At 55.6% G+C, this 16,692-nt stretch carries 9 protein-coding genes and 1 pseudogene; 9 read left to right on the forward strand and 1 reads right to left on the reverse strand.

The features are described from left to right. Window positions 1-214: 214 nt before the first annotated feature. From J3A65_RS05950 to J3A65_RS05980, 7 genes and pseudogenes are all read left to right on the forward strand, one after another. Window positions 215-613, forward strand: a complete 399-nt coding sequence (locus J3A65_RS05950) for a hypothetical protein (protein WP_209900273.1) — start codon at window positions 215-217, stop codon at window positions 611-613. A 337-nt stretch (window positions 614-950) separates the two neighbouring features. Continuing rightward, window positions 951-3,083, forward strand: a pseudogene (locus tag J3A65_RS05955) (glycoside hydrolase TIM-barrel-like domain-containing protein); the annotation flags it as partial. A gap of 1,150 nt (window positions 3,084-4,233) precedes the next feature. Then, window positions 4,234-4,572, forward strand: coding sequence for a hypothetical protein (locus tag J3A65_RS05960; RefSeq protein WP_245341488.1), 339 nt, complete (start codon window positions 4,234-4,236; stop codon window positions 4,570-4,572). Continuing rightward, complete coding sequence (locus J3A65_RS05965; RefSeq protein ID WP_209900277.1) at window positions 4,569-5,357, forward strand: metallophosphoesterase; 789 nt, start codon at window positions 4,569-4,571, stop codon at window positions 5,355-5,357. The genes J3A65_RS05960 and J3A65_RS05965 overlap by 4 nt, the downstream gene beginning before the upstream one ends. Beyond that, complete coding sequence (locus J3A65_RS05970; RefSeq protein ID WP_209900279.1) at window positions 5,335-7,302, forward strand: AAA family ATPase; 1,968 nt, start codon at window positions 5,335-5,337, stop codon at window positions 7,300-7,302. The genes J3A65_RS05965 and J3A65_RS05970 overlap by 23 nt, the downstream gene beginning before the upstream one ends. A 162-nt stretch (window positions 7,303-7,464) precedes the next feature. Further along, on the forward strand, window positions 7,465-10,461 hold the full coding sequence (locus J3A65_RS05975; protein ID WP_209900282.1) for a TrlF family AAA-like ATPase: 2,997 nt from the start codon (window positions 7,465-7,467) through the stop codon (window positions 10,459-10,461). 525 nt (window positions 10,462-10,986) lie between these two features. Then, window positions 10,987-11,385 carry a hypothetical protein gene (locus J3A65_RS05980; RefSeq protein ID WP_209900284.1) on the forward strand — a complete coding sequence of 133 codons (399 nt, stop codon included), beginning with the start codon at window positions 10,987-10,989 and terminating at the stop codon, window positions 11,383-11,385. Window positions 11,386-11,584: 199 nt separating this feature from the next. Here J3A65_RS05980 and J3A65_RS05985 read toward each other — a convergent pair whose 3' ends face one another. Beyond that, a complete protein-coding gene (locus tag J3A65_RS05985) occupies window positions 11,585-13,888 on the reverse strand; it encodes a hypothetical protein (RefSeq protein WP_209900286.1) in 2,304 nt (767 codons plus the stop codon). Between the two features lie 166 nt (window positions 13,889-14,054). Here J3A65_RS05985 and J3A65_RS23325 point away from each other — a divergent pair, with 166 nt between their 5' ends. Beyond that, window positions 14,055-14,462: a DUF4365 domain-containing protein gene (locus J3A65_RS23325; protein WP_245341489.1), complete on the forward strand. Its 408-nt coding sequence runs from the start codon at window positions 14,055-14,057 to the stop codon at window positions 14,460-14,462. An 878-nt stretch (window positions 14,463-15,340) separates the two neighbouring features. After that, a complete protein-coding gene (locus J3A65_RS05995; protein WP_209900288.1) occupies window positions 15,341-16,690 on the forward strand; it encodes a hypothetical protein in 1,350 nt (449 codons plus the stop codon). Window positions 16,691-16,692 lie beyond the last annotated feature (2 nt).

The following is a 16,692-nucleotide window of genomic DNA, read 5'->3' on the forward strand; positions in this document are numbered from 1 at the left end:
AGCCTCACTGCAGACGGAGTGACATGCGGACTGAACTGGTCACGACGAGATGCGACGGGGTACGACTTTGCACCTTCCGATGTCCTCGTTCGATTGCTTACTAGGTCGTGAACTCCATAAAATGAGGATCGGGAAAGCTGGGTCGCCGTCGCTATTTGCGCCTGACACCTGATGATCATACCCAAAGCGGAATAGTTGGGACGGATAGGATTTAATGATCGAAAATCAGCGTTCGAAGATAAATTATATTGGAATATTCGCCACGAATGCATCCACGATGCTGTTCTCTCTCTTTCTGTTGTTTTTCCTCAGTGAGGATCTTTTTAAAACCCATCTTTTTCCTCTGGGCACTATTTTAGGCGCTATTGTTGTTTCGCTAGCTTTTATTCCTCGGTTTCTCGACGACATACGAGGGGCCTGCAATGCGATTGCAGCAGGTATAATCAGTGAGGCAGTAATAATATCTCTGTTTATATACGCTACAGGCATCCGCCCCGGGATGTTGGTAGTCGAAAAAGGAACCGCATTAGATGGTATAATGGTGTTCTTGGCGATTTATACGTTTATTTTTTTTCTTTTATACGTTCCAGGTCAATTTTCTCGGTCGTCTTAAAGTGGGGATCATTCGTTCACCGGCGTGATGACATTGATCGCATCGCGGCCGAGACGATTGAGCTTAGTGCGATCAAAACATCGCTGGCTCCTAGCTTATCCACGGGCCGGGAAAACTCTCGACGCCGCCTTATGAAGGGTAGCAGCTTGCTCCTGCCCCAATCGAGGCACGTCCTCTCTCCCCGCAGGCGGGGTTAGGGTGAGGGGCAGCCTCCAACGAGCAAGTGAGGGGCAGCCACCTAGGAGTAGTGAGGGCAGCCACCTCCATCCGACAATCCGATAGTTTCACTATTTTAGCGCGCATCCAGTTCACGACTGGGTCGGCGTGAGGGGATTCCATGGCGACGATCCTGTTTCAGGCGGCGGGTGCGGCACTTGGTGGGGTGTTCGGTCCTGTCGGGGCGATCCTTGGGCGGGCGGCGGGGGCGTTGGCGGGGAGCGTTGTTGATCGGGCGTTGCTCGGCGGTTCCTCGACCGTCTCGGGAGCAAGACTTGCGACGGCGCGCATTCCGGGGGCGGACGAAGGGGCGCCGGTCAGCCGGGTTTATGGGACCGCGAGGATCGGGGGCACGCTGATCTGGGCGACGCGGTTCGAGGAGGAGGCGACGCGGGAGCGGACCGGCGCCAAGGCGACGGGCGGGTCTCAGACCGAAACGTTTCAGTATTTCGCCAACTTTGCGGTCGGGCTCTGCGAGGGGCCGATCGCCTGCGTGCGGCGCGTCTGGGCCGATGGTCAGGAAATGGACCTGACGGCGATCGAGATGCGCGTTCATGCCGGCGACGAGACACAGTTGCCGGATCCGCGGATCGAGGCAAAGCAGGGCGAAGGGAAGGCGCCGGCCTATCGTGGGCTTGCCTATGTCGTGTTCGACCGGTTGCCGCTCGAAGCGTTTGGCAACCGCATTCCGCTGCTGCAGTTCGAGGTGGTGCGGCCGGTCGGGACGCTGGAGCGGCAGATCCGGGCGGTGACGATCATTCCCGGCGCCACCGAGCATGGCTATCACACGGTTCAGGTGACCGAGAAGACGGCGGAAGGCAGCGCATGCATTCTCAACCGCAACACGATGGTGGCTGAGACGGACTGGCAGGCTTCGCTCGACGAACTGCAGGCGATCTGCCCCAATCTCGAGAGCGTGGCGCTGGTCGTCGCCTGGTTCGGGACCGATCTGCGCGCCGGGCAATGCCGCATTCTGCCGGGTGTCGAAGTGGAGACGCGGCGCGACGAGAGCACGGCATGGTCGGTTGCAGGGGTGGTCAGGAGCGCGGCGCACCGCGTCAGTTCGTCGGGAGGCGGTCCGGCCTATGGCGGCACGCCTGGGGACGCGAGCGTGCTGGCGGCGATCGCGGATCTCAAGGCGCGCGGGCTGAAGGTGTTTCTCTATCCGTTCGTGATGATGGACATCGCGCCGGGCAATGGCTTGGCCGATCCCTATGGTCAGACGAAACAGGCTAGCTACCCCTGGCGCGGGCGGATCACCTGTCATCCGGCCCCGGGACTGGCGGGAAGTGCCGACAGGACAGCGCTTGCGAGGACGCAGGTCGAGGCCTTTGCCAGTGGGGCGGACGGCTATCGGCGGATGGTGCTGCATTATGCGGGGCTCGCCGTCTCGGCCGGTGGCGTCGACGGGCTGGTGATCGGGTCGGAACTGAGGGGGCTGACGCAGATCCGCGATGAGACCGGCAAGTTTCCGTTCGTCGAGGCGCTGGTGACGCTGGCATCGGATGTGCGGGCGCTTGTCGGACCGGCGACGGCGCTGACCTATGGCGCCGACTGGAGCGAATATTTCGGCTACCATCCGCAGGACGGTTCCGGCGATGTGCTGTTTCATCTCGATCCGCTCTGGGCGTCGCCTCATATCGATGCGGTCGGGATCGACAATTACATGCCGCTCTCCGACTGGCGCGACGAGGATCTGGCGGCGGCAAATCCGTATGGGTTCCGGTCCTGCGACGACCGGGCGGCGATGGCGGCGCAGATTGCGGCGGGTGAGGGCTTCGACTGGTATTACGCAAGCGAGGCCGACCGGGCGAACCGGCTGCGCTCGCCGATCACCGACGGGCTGGCGGGCAAGCTCTGGGTGTATCGGGCCAAGGATATCCAGGGATGGTGGGTCAACCGTCACTATAACCGGGTGGGTGGCGTGGAGAGCGGTTCTGCGACGGCCTGGTTGCCCGGGATGAAGCCGATCTGGTTTACCGAACTGGGTTGCCCAGCTGTCGACAAGGGCGCCAACCAGCCGAATGTGTTTGTCGATCCGAAATCGGTGGAAAGCAGCCTGCCGTATTTCTCGTCCGGCGGGCGGTCCGACAGCCAGCAGCGACGGTTTCTCGAAGCGCATCATGGCTGGTGGCAGGGCGAGGCGGCACCCGCCGGCATGGTCGATCCGGATCATGTGTTCGTCTGGACATGGGACGCGCGGCCGTCTCCTGCCTTTCCCGACGACCTGACAATCTGGAGCGACGGCGAGAACTGTTTTGTCACGCGCCAAATTTCATTATTTTTGGAAGGTATCGGAAAACCTAGCAAATTCATACAGGAACGCAAAAAAGCTATAACCCTTTTTCGTATCCTCGGGGGTTTCGGGGGCGGAAGCCCCCGTCTTTTTTGTGCGAATCGCACTAAAAACCGTCTCATCTGCTGGACTGGGCGCTAGACATTCACCGAATTTTTTCGGTTGCACTGCCAGCTAAGCGAAAAATTATAACCCTTTACGGTCATCGCATCCCTGCTGTCCCGTACAATAATATGATCTGATCGTGGAGATGATGTCAATACGACTTTTAATATTTCTTACTCTATCCCGACATCGATCAAGCTGGTCCCAAATTTATTCTGCAAACAGTATGGCGTTGCTTCGCGATATTTTTAACCAAAAAAAATTTATAGAAATTTTACGCTAAGGACATTTCCCGGTTATTATTTTAAATGAAGAAATTACAAATACTATCTATTAAATCGCTCCATTATTCCGACGCCCAAGTACAGGTCGGTTTCGAGGTCGCGTCTACCAAGCAGAATTAGTCCGCGTCCGCTGTAAAAATGAAAGAGTTTCTCTCTCTCGTTCCGCGAGATTGCGATGCCATCTTCCGCGGCACTCAAGACACGATACTGGACCCCCGACTCCTCAGCGACCGTTTTCATGCTCACCCCTGAAAATGCACGTGCCGCAGCGAACGATACGTCAGTTTCACAGTAGCTGTATTCCGAGTTTGATGACGCTCGTGGAGTAGGTGTCTCTGGGTCCCACCACCGGGCGCCAGCACCTCGTACGGTTCCCGAGCCAATCTCTACGATACCGAGGAATTCGATGTCGTTCATCTCGTAGTAATCTCGAAGTCGAGCGTTGACCTCGTCGATTGGTCGGGTTCCGTGTTCCGCAATCCGCAGCGACTTAGGGCCAACGCTGGCTGCAGCGGCAGCTTCTAACTGGGAGAGACCCATCAATGCACGGGCGGCTCGAAGGGCTGCGGGTGGTACTTGCGGCTTCATACACCGGTTCAGCCGGTCGTCGATATGAAAGTCAATAAAAACAAAAATAGGGTCTTTAAATACCCATTAAAATGTATAAAGTGCAAAAAATAGGTGTCTAGAATACCTAAAAATGTTGGAGAAAATAGACTTTGAGCGACTCATCCTCCTTACAGTGGTTTGGACTCACGAAAATAGAGCTGATGCATTGTCTGCAATGCCTTGCTAACGACCTGCGCGCAGGCACACCGGCACTCGAAAAGGTTTCTGTTGTTATCGACAACTGGGCTTTAGCCCGGCGTGCCGTTCCCTGCCTCGTCGGCATCACCACCGGTCACCCCTCCATAGAAGATGGAAAATCTCTGTTCTCCAGTGAGCTATTCTACCTCGATGAACAGAAGGGATTAGCTCGGTCGTTCTCCCGGTGGTACCGATTGGGCAATCGTGTGGAGCCCGAATTTTGGGAAAAGCAATATCCGAGGCAACCATGAGGGCTTGGATTTTCTCCGATCTCCATATTGAGACAAACCCGGAGTTCAAGCTCGCGAAAATCCCTGACGCCGACGTCTGCATCTGTGCGGGTGATGTCCTCGACGGCGGAGTGATTGCGAGCATTTTGTGGTTAGCCGAATTCGTTGCGCCACATATGCCTGTCGTTTTCGTGCCGGGTAATCACGAGTACTATCGAAGCTCTATAAAGGAGGGGCTTACCGCAGGCTACAAGCTCGCGGAAGCGTATGACAACCTTTTTATGTTGGATGGAGACTCGGTCGTTCTCGGGGGATATCGCTTCATCGGGGCAACCCTTTGGACCAATTTCGACCTTCATGATGAGCCTAGATTAGCAATGGCCATCGCCAAGGACGAGCTGAACGACTATCGCCGCATAAAATTGTCAAAGACGCCGTTCAAGCGCTTCAGTCCGCAGGAGAGCCTTCACCTTCATTGCCGTGCTGCCATCGACATCGACAATGTGTACCGGTCTCAACCAATATTGCCGACGGTCATAATAAGCCATCACGCGCCAAGCCTAATGTCGGTCCCTCGGCATTTTTTGAAGGACGGGCTGACGCCCTCGTTTGCGTCGAGGTTCGAGTATCGAATCCTCGAATACGAGCCGCTCCTTTGGGTGCACGGTCACATACACTCGCCTAGCGATTACCTAATCGGCAGAACAAGAGTGATTTGCAATCCGTTAGGATATCCAGGCGAGACATCGCGACAATCCTTCATTCCAAATCTGGTGATCGACCTTGCCGCACTCGCAAAAACGTGAAGCGCGCAGGGCGCGAGGTCATTCTCTCTGGAAGGAGAACGGCGCGGGCGATCAGTCCGACTTAACCGTTCCGATCCACCTTGCATATTGCGGAATAGTCGCAGCACTCCGACATCATGTTGCGGCGAAGACCTCGTCGCTCGCGGTCCTTGAGGTCGCTACGCCGGATTCGATCGATAGCTATATCCATGCCGCTCGCCTGTTCCTGCGCCAACTTCTTAATCGACGAGGATATTCGGACCCATTTGTGCGGGCTATAAAACAGCAGAAGAGCGACAGACCATCCGAACTGGAAGTCTACAGGCGCGCGGCCGAAGACGGCCGAGGTATCCTTTTCTGTAGCAGCCTGGACGACGTTGAAGAAGAACTCAGGCTGTTTGCAGATGTAGTCTTGACGATCCCGAAACCGACATCTCACCAAGTCAAGGCGACTTTCAGACGGTTCGGCCACGTCGTGACGGCACTTGAGAGCCAAATGATAGCGTCCGAGTCTTGGACCAGGCTCGTGTACGCGTTTCCCCCCGAGCGCACGGTATCTGCAGGGCTGCGGCGCCTTCGAGAAACGGCCGACCGGTCACCAGTGCAAAACGTGACGCAAGTCGCCGCCGGGCCAACACTATCTGACCTCAGCGGTCTCGGTCCGGCAAGAGAATGGGGTCTTGAACTTGCGCGCGATCTCGCGGACTTCAAAGCTGGTCTTATCTCATGGGATGACGTGGACACTGGCGCTTTGATTTCGGGCGCCCCGGGGACAGGCAAGACACTCTTTGCCGAGGCATTGGCGCGGACTTGTACCTTGCCGATTGTCGCCGCGTCGGCCGCACAGTGGCAGGCGGCCGGGTATCTCAATGACCTTCTCAAGGCGATGCGTGAAAGTTTCCGGGAAGCGCAGTCGAAAGGAATTGCGTTACTGTTCATTGATGAACTCGATGCGATAGGCAGCCGAGCGGTCAACGACAGTCAAAATGCGGACTACAGACGGCAAGTAATAAACGGGCTGCTCGAGCTCCTTGACGGTTTCCGGCGTCGTGCCGGGATTGTCGTCGTGGGAGCCACTAACCATCCTGAATATATCGACCCTGCTATTTTGCGACCGGGACGGCTTGATCGGCATTTCGAAATACCGCTGCCGGACTCGACGACGCGCCAGCAGATATTCCAGTTTCATGCCGGGTTTGCCCTACCCGAAGAATATGAAGATCAATTTGCCCGTTCCACTGCCGGCATGGCAGGTGCAGGGCTGAAGCAATTAGTGAGAGATGGGAGACGAATAGCCCGCCGCTCTGGAACACCATTTGGATTTGAACAAGTCCTGGAAGCGGCAAAGCCGATAATCGACCTTCCCGTCGAGCACATGCGGGTAGCAGCGTTTCACGAAGCGGGACACGCGATCGTCGGCCTTGAGTTGGGAATGGAGCTGGAGCGGATAAGCGTTGCGGATAAAGTCTTGGCCGAGGGCGTGAATACACTGGGCGGGGCGTTGTTCAGGAGGCAAGCTTTCCCATTGAAGACACGGTCCTTCTACCTTGATCTCATCACAATGTATCTCGGCGGCCTCGCGGCTGAAACCCTCATATTCGGCGAGTTCACCGAATCTGGCGCCGGCGATCCGAACTCTGATCTGGGGTTGGCAACAGCACTCGCCACGAAAGTTGAAGTGAGTTTCGGGATGGGAAGCACATTGGCGATCGAAGCCGTTCCCGACCACGAACTGGGTAAGCTGCGCAGTGGCGACTTCAGGGTCCGTGCCACGGTCTCCGGAATCCTCGACAGGCAGTTCACCCGCGCGAAAGAAATCCTAGACCTCCGGAACGCAGCACTCCGTAATATCGCCGACACGCTCATAACAGCACGTTCGATGAGCGCCTCTGAGGTGCGCGAGGTTCTTCGACAGCAGCCTAGTGCTGTCAACTGGAAAGGCATCGCGATATCAGAAAACCCTTGATTGCCCGTTTCGCACGAGTACCATGCGCGGGAGTTCAGTTTTGCGTTGTGGGGCATATCCAGTCTTTGAGTGCACGGGTCATTGAAAGTCGGACACGCCATGTCTGTTGAACGCTGACCTGATTTACTTCGCCGAGGCTGACTGTGGTATCGGGGTGATTGAATGACTGAGGGGATGCAGCTTTCGTCGAAGACGGAGGAGCAGCGAGGATCGATCTGGCGAAAATGGGATTTACACGTCCACGCACCAGGTACGAAGCTTGCGGACAATTATGGCGTTCGTTCCGACGAGCTCTGGGAGAGGTATATTCAGACGCTGGAGTCATCAGCGGTCCAGGCTTTTGGAATCACCGATTACTTCTCCTTTGACGGCTATCTCGAAACCATAGCCAGGTACCGCCAACTTGTGCCGGGAGGGAAAAAGCTTTTCATCCCCAATATCGAATTCCGACTGCTGGAAACGGTCAGTACCGACGGGCGAAACGTAAACAGCCATGTCTTGATCGACCCAGAGGCTGCAACACAGGATGCCCTAGCCAAGTTTCTGAGTGATCTTGAAACTCACATTACAGCCGGTGGCGGTCGACGCATACGGTGCGGCGAACTAAAGCAAGCTCAATTCGCGGCGGCAACGGTAAGTGTCCGCGATATCGAGGAGGGGCTGCGAAACTGCTTCTCTCCTGAGGAATACTTCATTGTTACGGCGGCCGGAAACGACGGACTCCGGGGTGCGGCGAAGAAGTCGCAACGCAGCCTGTCGATCTCCGACGAACTGGATCGTGCCAGCGCGGCGTTCTTTGGAAAGGCCGGGAGTTCATCCTACTTCCTTCTCGATTCCCGTTACGAAGACGGAGCAAAATCCGATCCCAAGCCCGTTTTCGACGGCAGTGACGCCCACTCGTTCGCCGATCTCTCGCGACTGACGGGCGATGAGCCCAGCTTTCAATCGACCTGGATCAAGGCAAACCTTACGTTCCGTGGCTTGAGGCAGACCCTGTTCGAACCGGAGCATCGAGTTTTCATCGGCGATAAGCCTCCTGTCCTGACGCGCCTTGAACGGGAAGGCACACGGTTCATCGACAGGCTGAACATCTCTCCCACCAGCACCTATGGGGGACAGAACGGGACGTGGTTCCAGAGTGTCGATATTCCGTTTAATCCAGAGCTTACGGCCATTATAGGTAACAAGGGCAGTGGTAAAAGTGCAATCGCGGATATCCTGGCGTTGCTAGGAGACACGCGACAAGCGAAATATTTTTCATTTCTGACAGACAATCCATCGAACAAAAAGTTCAAACGTCCTGGATACGCGGAGCATTTCAGGGCAAAATTAACGTGGAAGAGCGGCTCCGCGACAGAGCGGTTGCTGAGTAACGATCCCGACAAACTGAAGCCGGAGGCGGTGAAGTACCTGCCTCAGAATTATTTCGAGAGCCTAACGAACGAAATCGAGGTCCAAGAGCTCAGGCGGGAGATCGAGGACGTCGTCTTCTCTCATGTGGACTTGAGTGACAGGATAGATGCCTCGTCATTCCATGAACTGGAAGAGCGGAAGACGCTTAACAGTCGGCAAGAGGCGAGTCAGCTCAAAAGCCGCCTACGCGAACTGAACGTCCGGATCGTTGAACTTGAAGCGCAGTCCGAGCCTGCATTCCGCGCGCGTTTGGTGGCGGAGCTTGATAAGCTGAAATCTCAGGTTCAGGCCCTCGAGGCTTCTAAACCTCCGGAAGAGCAGCAGCCACCGACCGAGAGCGATGAGCAGAAAGCGGCGAATGACGGAATCGGCGTTCAGACCACCATTCTCGATGGCCTTATTGCCCGGGGGAAGGACGCGTCAGTGCGTCTTGCGGCCAATAAAACAACATTCCAGGAAACGCAGGAGCTGTTGGAGGCCGTCACAGCCGTCAAGGCGCGTGTCGATGCCGACAAAATCAGCCTCAAGGAGCGATTCGGCAGCCTCGGCTTCGATTTGGACAACGTTATAACCGTCACGACGGATACGGACGCGATATCCGCTCGCTCGAAGGAGCTGGCTGGTGCAATCCGGGAACTCGAGCACGATGCTCAGTTGGTCGTCAGTGAAAAAACCGATATTTCGAAGCTGCGCAGTATTCCCGATATGCGTGCTGCCCACCAGTATGTCTCGGACGGGATAAAGGCTTTGCGGGACGCCCTCTCAGCGCCACAGCAGCGATACCAGAAATACAGCCAGGCTATCCGTGAAATAGCTGATAAGATCGCCGCGCTAACGGGAGACTGGGATGCGCCCGTCGCTGGCACAATCGCTGATCTGGAAATGCGGATTGCACGAGTTGATAAGGACCTCGCGGGCGAGCTCGACAAGGCTTACCTTGCAAGACATTCCCTCTGCCTCGAAATTTTCGAGTGCAAGCGGAAGATCAAGACGTTTTACGAGGAACTGAAGAGCAAGGTTGAAACCAGACTTGCCGCCGTTAGCACGGGCGATTTCAATGTATCGATCGACGCGTCTTTCGTATTGTCATCGAACTTCGGCACAGAGTTCTTTTCGTTTCTGAATCAGGCGATGAGTGGACCATTCCGCGGCGTGGAAGAGGGTGCCAACCAACTGAGGCAGCGACTTTCGGCCGTCGACTGGAACTCCATGCAAAGCGTATTGCCTTTCGTCGACGAAGTTATCGCGTCCATGAGGCCGACCGACATCAAGAAGCAGGTGAAAGACGTAAAAAAACTTTATGATTTCCTCTATTCTCTCGAGTATTTCGAGGCACGTTATGAGTTAAGACTGGGTGGAAAAAACCTGAATCAATTGTCGCCGGGGGAAAAAGGTCTTCTTTTGCTCGTCTTCTACTTGCACTTGGACATGGACAGCACGCCATTGATCATTGATCAGCCGGAAGACAATCTCGACAACGACAGCATCTTTGCGGTGCTGGCGCGGTGCATAAGGGAAGCCAAAAAGACGCGCCAGGTCATCCTAGTCACTCATAACCCAAACCTCGCGGTTGGTGCGGACGCCGAACAGATCGTCTACGTCCGTTTAGATAAGGTGAACGGGTATCATTTTAGTTACGAGAGCGGCGCGATCGAGCATCCGAGCACGAACGGCCATATCGTTAAAATCCTCGAGGGTTCACGACCCGCGTTCGTCCAAAGGCGATTGAAGTATCAGATCGTTTAAGTTCTGCATGGAATGCAGGGCATAAAAGTCTTCCACGACCGCGGCCATGATAATGTCCACGGACGGCAACGGAGCCCGATTTCTACTCAATCGATCAAAAACCGAACGCCATCTGTGGGATCGATGCGGCCGACTCCGTTTTCCATAGCCACGCGTCGAATTCCCACCGGGGCAGTGACAGCAGATCGGCAGCGCAGCAGAATACTGGATTTGAGGAAGTCATAGTCGTCTTCCATTACGCCAACGCTTTTGGCGAAGGTCCTCACGTGGCGGTCCACGGCGATTGAATCCGCCCCGACCAGGCACCCATGTAGTCCACAGTCTTGGGGCCGAAACCCCGCACGGCTCGTATCGGCGGGTTCGCTCACCATCTGCTAGGACGGCTCGGGTTCGAGGAGAAGCTGAAGTGTCCAATCCTGGACGTCCGCGACATGCGCGATGTCATTACAGCATGCGAGTACCTCGGCAAGGGCGCGAGGCGGGAAAGCGCACTTCGTTGATACGATCTACGACAGGGCCGAGGTCATGAAGGCGCTGGACTTGACCATCGACCCGACGGTGGGGACAGACCCTGCGCTCATCTCATTCTGGGAAAAGCTCCGGTCGACGGCGAAAGAACGTTTCCCCACGCTCCTGTTTTCGGATCGGCCGATGCCAGGCGGGCAGACCGTGGGCACGACTACGAGGCTGTCCGTGTTGCCGATCACCTACGATCTCAAGACCCGGACGGTGCAGGCCATCGTGGCACCGGCGATGATGGGACCTGTTTTCACGTTCGATCTCGACGATGATGACTGGATTGCCGAAATGAATGACCTGTTCACAAGGCTGTTCGAGAGGGAGGAAATGTTCAAGACGCGGCGCTCTGAGTACCACAAAGGCAGGCGGCGGGAGGCGAGGGAGTCAGGTGTCTGCCTCCCGTGACGAGCTATCAGAGACTTTCGCGGAGTAAAAGCCCCTTATCAGCGGTGATCGCGAAGTCCGTTATCCGCTTGGCCCGGTGACATCAACGTCGTCTACGAGGCGATCAAACCATCGATATCCTCGCCGTTGAACAAGCACGGTGACCCCTTGTCGATGGATTGAATTCGATTGTATCCAGTGACCTTTTTTGAGGCAATCATCAGAAATTGAGTCCGGCATCGAATGCTGGACTCAACGCATAAGCGATGTCGTTGCCCGCCTTGGAGACCAGCACCTGCATCAGTTTCATGTCATAGCCGACATCGAAGATGAACTTCACGCCGTGGTCGGTGGTGTGAACCCCTAAAAAACCATAGTAGATCATGAACTTTATCACGTCATCAACGCGATCCGGGTCTATCCCGGCGGCAACGATGATGTCGGCAATCTTTGTATGCGGGAAGTTTTTCCCTTCACCGATGAAGTGGTAGACAAGACTGGTGTCCACGCCGAGGATATCTGTCAGTTCCTGATCGGCCTCCGTGATGAGATCAAGGGAGTAGGCCCTCAGGCCTTTCTCCAAATCGGACTCATCGATCTTCGGGCGACCCATGCCAACAGCGAATCCCCTGCAATGGGCGAGTAGTTTGATGAGATTTCGGGGCCGCATTAGCGAGCGGTCGATAAGGAACTGCGATGTCTCCTCGCCTTGGTAGTGCGACACGCAAATTTGTGACCAGACGCGATCGAACGGCGTGTCTTCAGGAAGGGCATTAGACACCAATCGACGGCGGAGGACCTCGCGAAGTAGGTCAGAATCCGTCCAGTCCAAGGTCGCGCGGCTCTCCTTGCCATAGTCGGCGGACGATTCGATCAATAGCTGATAAACATCATTTCGGACGAAAACCACGCTGTGGAAATCGTGCTGCTGTGCCTGCATCTGATGCTGAATTTTCCGCGCGGCATCGATTAGGCCCCGCAAAATCAGAATGTCTCCTGAAGTCAAGCCATGCGAGGACCAACCCTTGTCCAGATTATCGAATAGTATCCAGACGCTGCCCTTGAATTTTAGGTACGCCGAAAGCGTATCGCGTACTTCCTTGATGTTGTGCTTGTAGACAAGTTCGGTGACCTGAGCCGCATTAAGTCTCTGGCCATTGTCAGTCCCGAATTTGTCCTTGAACGCATCGACTAGATTCTGGGATATTCCCAAAAGGCGTTCGGAGAAGTCGCCTTCTCCCGCAGCACCTGCTTCATAGACTTTCTGCAGTTTGTTGTACGGTTCGTAGAGGGTGTTGTCCCGCAGATGTCTGTCAGCGTCTTTCTCCAGAACCTTGTAGCAGATTTCAAGGTAGAAGACGTATTCGAACAGGGCCGTTATCAAGTGGGTTTTTGCACCCTCGGCTAGATAGTCGAGAACGTCTTCCTTCAATCGAATGAGCTGGTAGCCTTCCGGCTTCAAGTCCACGACGATGTTACTAACATTGCTTCTCTTGCTGTTGCGGACCTGGGAAAACAGCGCTGTCTTGCCAGCGCCTTTACGTCCGACTACAAGGTTCACGTCGCCTCGCGATGCCCGCTGATATTGGTCGGTGCGAAGATAGTAGTCGCCTAGTGTCTGGAATTCATTCTCGGCTACAGCATCGCCAAACCTAAGCTCCGCGAGAAAGTTACCTTTCGGAAGCGGCAGGGGGTCATCAGCCTGAAGTTTCTCGGTAATTTCGAGAGCCATCTCGCCGATTATGTCGGATATGTCTTCCTGACGGTCAAATGTCTGGACGATATCCCTGACATCGAGAGGCGCAGGTCCGCCCCTCGGCTGAAGGATCGTTGTAGTTTTCCCCATTCCGAGCGCCAGACCGGCGATGAATGCGGCTCTGATATTATGGACGTCAGCGTCCGCAAAGTTGGACGCAAGCAGTGGAACTACGACGCCAAACGAGGCCGCGATATCGTCGATTGCCTTCGGCGCAGAAAGGCGGGGTTCATCATCTGGAATGTATCCCTTGAACCCTAGTCGAGCCTTCTTGATCCTGGCGATAATTGAAAGCATCGCTTGGTTGGACTGGGGAGTTCGCAATACGTAGATGGGGACTTTCGGGTTCAGCAGCTTCCTCAGCGGAACCGCGCTGTCGCCTCCAAATCTCTGAAGGAGCTTGGTAAGGCTCACGGAATCCGAATAGCTCTCAAAGCCTAAAGTATCGAAGATGCCGATCTTGTCGATCGTTGCAACATCTCGCTTAAAGTTGCTGTTTCTGGTCAGATAGACGCGTTTTCCCTGACCAATTGCATAACCGATTTCGAATGTGACATTGAAGTTCAGAACGGTGATGTCAGCAATGATGAAATCGCTCTTCTGGATATGTTCGAAAATAGGGTCGGTCAAAGGTAGGCCGCAGATGTCGTTTGCTTGCCAAAGGTGCAGAAATAAGCTTGGCCTTGCAGCCCCCAATGCCTTGTGAGCATCTTGAATAGTTTTTGTCACTTCAGGTTCGGACGATGGGTAGGCGTAAAATGTCTTCATGTCGTCCTCGCCGAATCGAGTCTGCTATCCTGGTGCAATCTATGCTTGTCACCGCAAGAATAGGTAGTGCCCTCGGCACATAGTCCACTGTTACCTGTAGGTCATGCGTCAAAAACAGCTTTGATGGCAAATACCGGACATGTTCGTGGCTACATTGGTTTCTAGCTTGGCAGTCGCCGAAACCTCTGCCTATCATTCCGACATGGCAAACAACGTCACGCAGAATCAGATCGTCGGTGAGATCGGTGAAACGTCGGCGAAGCTCCAATTCCTGAAGATCGGTTTTCAGTTCGACCCACGGTCACGGCTCGAAGCCGGCATCGATGCCATCGTGGAGGTTATGGACCACGGAAAGCCACTGGCCAAGATGATCGCCGTCCAGGTAAAGACCACCGAGTCGGCGAAGTATCCCGGCGAGGACGACAGCGGCTTCCATTACCTTCTCAAAAGCGAAGACCTAGCCTACTGGCGCGGAGCAACCTGCCGATCATCATCGTCCTCCATCGGCGGTCGGACAACACCTTCTACTGGAAGGAAATCCCAAGGGGAGAGGAGTTTCAGGATCGACGTCTGAATTTTAGCAAGACCATCGACACCCTCGACGAAGGAGCAGTAGACCGTCTTGGCGCGCTTACCGTCCCGAAAGCGGGGTTCGGATATTTCGTACCGCCTTTGGGAGGTGGGGAAGAAGCGCTGGTAAACATCCTTCCTATCAGGCTACCCGCCGAGGTCTTCGTTGCCACGACAGCGTATTCCCGACAGCAAGCGGCCGCGATTCTGTTCGAGGCAGATGAACCTGCGCGTTTCGACTGGGTCGTCAAGGGAGATACATTCTGGTCGTTCCATGATCCGAGAACATCTGTCTGCAGGCACATCGTGGATGTCGACCAGGTGGAGGCCATAGTCGCCGTGACATCCGGGACGACCTCCAAGGCGACGACTTCGAGGCGAACATCCGTGAGATCGATGGATCGCTCAGGGGTGACCTCGACGGGTTTGCCGTCGATCCCGAGGACTGACGTGGCGGGCAGGCTTACACGACGATGTCGTGCGATGATCTCCTTGGAGAGTATGTGAAGAGCGGTCTCGCCCGCCGTGGCGCAGTTCGCCGTCACCTCGTCGGGCTGGTGTGCGAAGTGATGACGATTTTGGTCACCGCCGTTTTTGGCGACTAGAGCACGCCCGCATCCGTAGCAGACGCAACCACAGCGAAGGCCATTCGCCACCTGTGAAATGTGCCGCCGTGACCCGCCAACGGCACCCTTGGTGACGAGGACAGCGCCGTCGTCGCAGGCAGTCAGGTCGGCCAGGGTTATGTTCGTTGCCATCAGCGCCTTGAATCATTGTCGAGGGCGCGAAGCTAGCCCGGTTTTCCCCGATCCGGAAGCTTACATGAGGTGACGTTGACGGGGTTCCGCGCCGTTGCCTATTGTCGTCATTGGGAGAGCGGGGATGAAAGCAAAGAGAACGAAACCTAAGCGGACGAAGCCAGCCCGTAGCAGGGCCGCAAGGCCTACGGTGGTCGTTACCCGTTGGCAGGTCGTCAAGGCCCGCATTGAAGCGGATGTGACCGCTCAGGTATCCCGACGAGGGTTTGCGGGATCGGTGTCGCTTCAACCGGGAAAACTCGATTTCCAACACGACGGGTCAAGCGGTGTCGTTTCCCGAGCTGACCTTGAGAGATATGCGGCATCCATGGTCGAAAAGGGGTTCGCCAGCGCAGCCTCTACAGAGAGCACGCATGTCGAAATCGCCATGACACCCAGAACAGTGGCGATCCTCACAGGCACCAAGACAGCGCGCCCGCCGTCCGCCAAGGTCGCGAAAGCAGTCACGCCGCGGAAGGTTCGCCCACAAGAGCCATCTTCTCTTCAAATTCCGTCTCCCGACAAAATCATGGAGGCGGCGGTTGTCACTATCCGTGGAGCCTCAGCGCAAAAAGCGGTTGTTCGGCAAAAGGTCGCCACGCTGCTGAATTACCCCGCTGACAAGGTCAAAGTCAGCGTTTACGAGCCTGGGAGCTTCAGAACGACCTGTTTCTCCGAGGCATTTGGTCTGGTCATCGCGCATCTGCAGAAGGTGGGGGCCGTCAAGGCGGAGGGTAAAAAGCTTATCGCTCTACCGTATGCCGATGGTCAGCCTATTCCGGATTTAGAACCGTCGAAAAACGCGAAAGCATGCGCGGCGCAGCCCAAGACGGCGCGGATGTCAGGAACAATGGATGTCGAACGTCTAGTCAGATCGCTTCCGGGACAAGACCCCTACAAGCTCCTGAGCATGTGGAAGAACGCCGTCCGGATATCAGACGACGGGTCGCAGAAACATCTTCACGGCGATGCGGCTATCATGTCGATGGCGATATCAAAGGAGTGGGAACGACGCGCGAAGACGCTTGCCGACGACTCCTACTTCAGGTGGCCCTCTACTGAAACGCCTGGCGGGAGACGGAACGGACTTTATCGCGATCTCCGTCACGAAGGCATGCTGAAATACCTTGAATACAAGGTCGGCAAAGATGGGGAGCATTCTTCGTATAGACACGCTTTGCTGTCCCGAATTTTCGAAAACGCGCTGCCTCCGGTTTTCGACCGGCTCTATATGGCCGAGTGGGGACCGAACGGGTCTTCCATCAGACTGCACAAGATGGCGCACTGTCTCGCCTCGTTTGCCAAGAACTTCAAGTATCAGGACAGCGACAAGTATGACGAGGCCATCAGGCACTGGGAGCAGGACCTCGAGTACCTACATGATAGATATTACGTTGGCAGGTTCGGGTTCGGTTGGCCGACGACATCTATTTAGGA

Source organism: Rhizobium sp. PvP014, assembly GCF_017876855.1.
Lineage (GTDB): Bacteria > Pseudomonadota > Alphaproteobacteria > Rhizobiales > Rhizobiaceae > Neorhizobium > Neorhizobium soli.

What these genes read in the sequence shown, in the direction of transcription:
- J3A65_RS05950 (WP_209900273.1), top strand. Translation starts at nt 215, where the DNA reads ATGATCGAAAATCAGCGTTCGAAGATAAATTATATTGGAATATTCGCC.
- J3A65_RS05965 (WP_209900277.1), top strand. Translation starts at nt 4,569, where the DNA reads ATGAGGGCTTGGATTTTCTCCGATCTCCATATTGAGACAAACCCGGAG.
- J3A65_RS05975 (WP_209900282.1), top strand. Translation starts at nt 7,465, where the DNA reads ATGACTGAGGGGATGCAGCTTTCGTCGAAGACGGAGGAGCAGCGAGGA.
- J3A65_RS05980 (WP_209900284.1), top strand. Translation starts at nt 10,987, where the DNA reads ATGAAGGCGCTGGACTTGACCATCGACCCGACGGTGGGGACAGACCCT.
- J3A65_RS05985 (WP_209900286.1), bottom strand. Translation starts at nt 13,888, where the DNA reads ATGAAGACATTTTACGCCTACCCATCGTCCGAACCTGAAGTGACAAAA.
- J3A65_RS05995 (WP_209900288.1), top strand. Translation starts at nt 15,341, where the DNA reads ATGAAAGCAAAGAGAACGAAACCTAAGCGGACGAAGCCAGCCCGTAGC.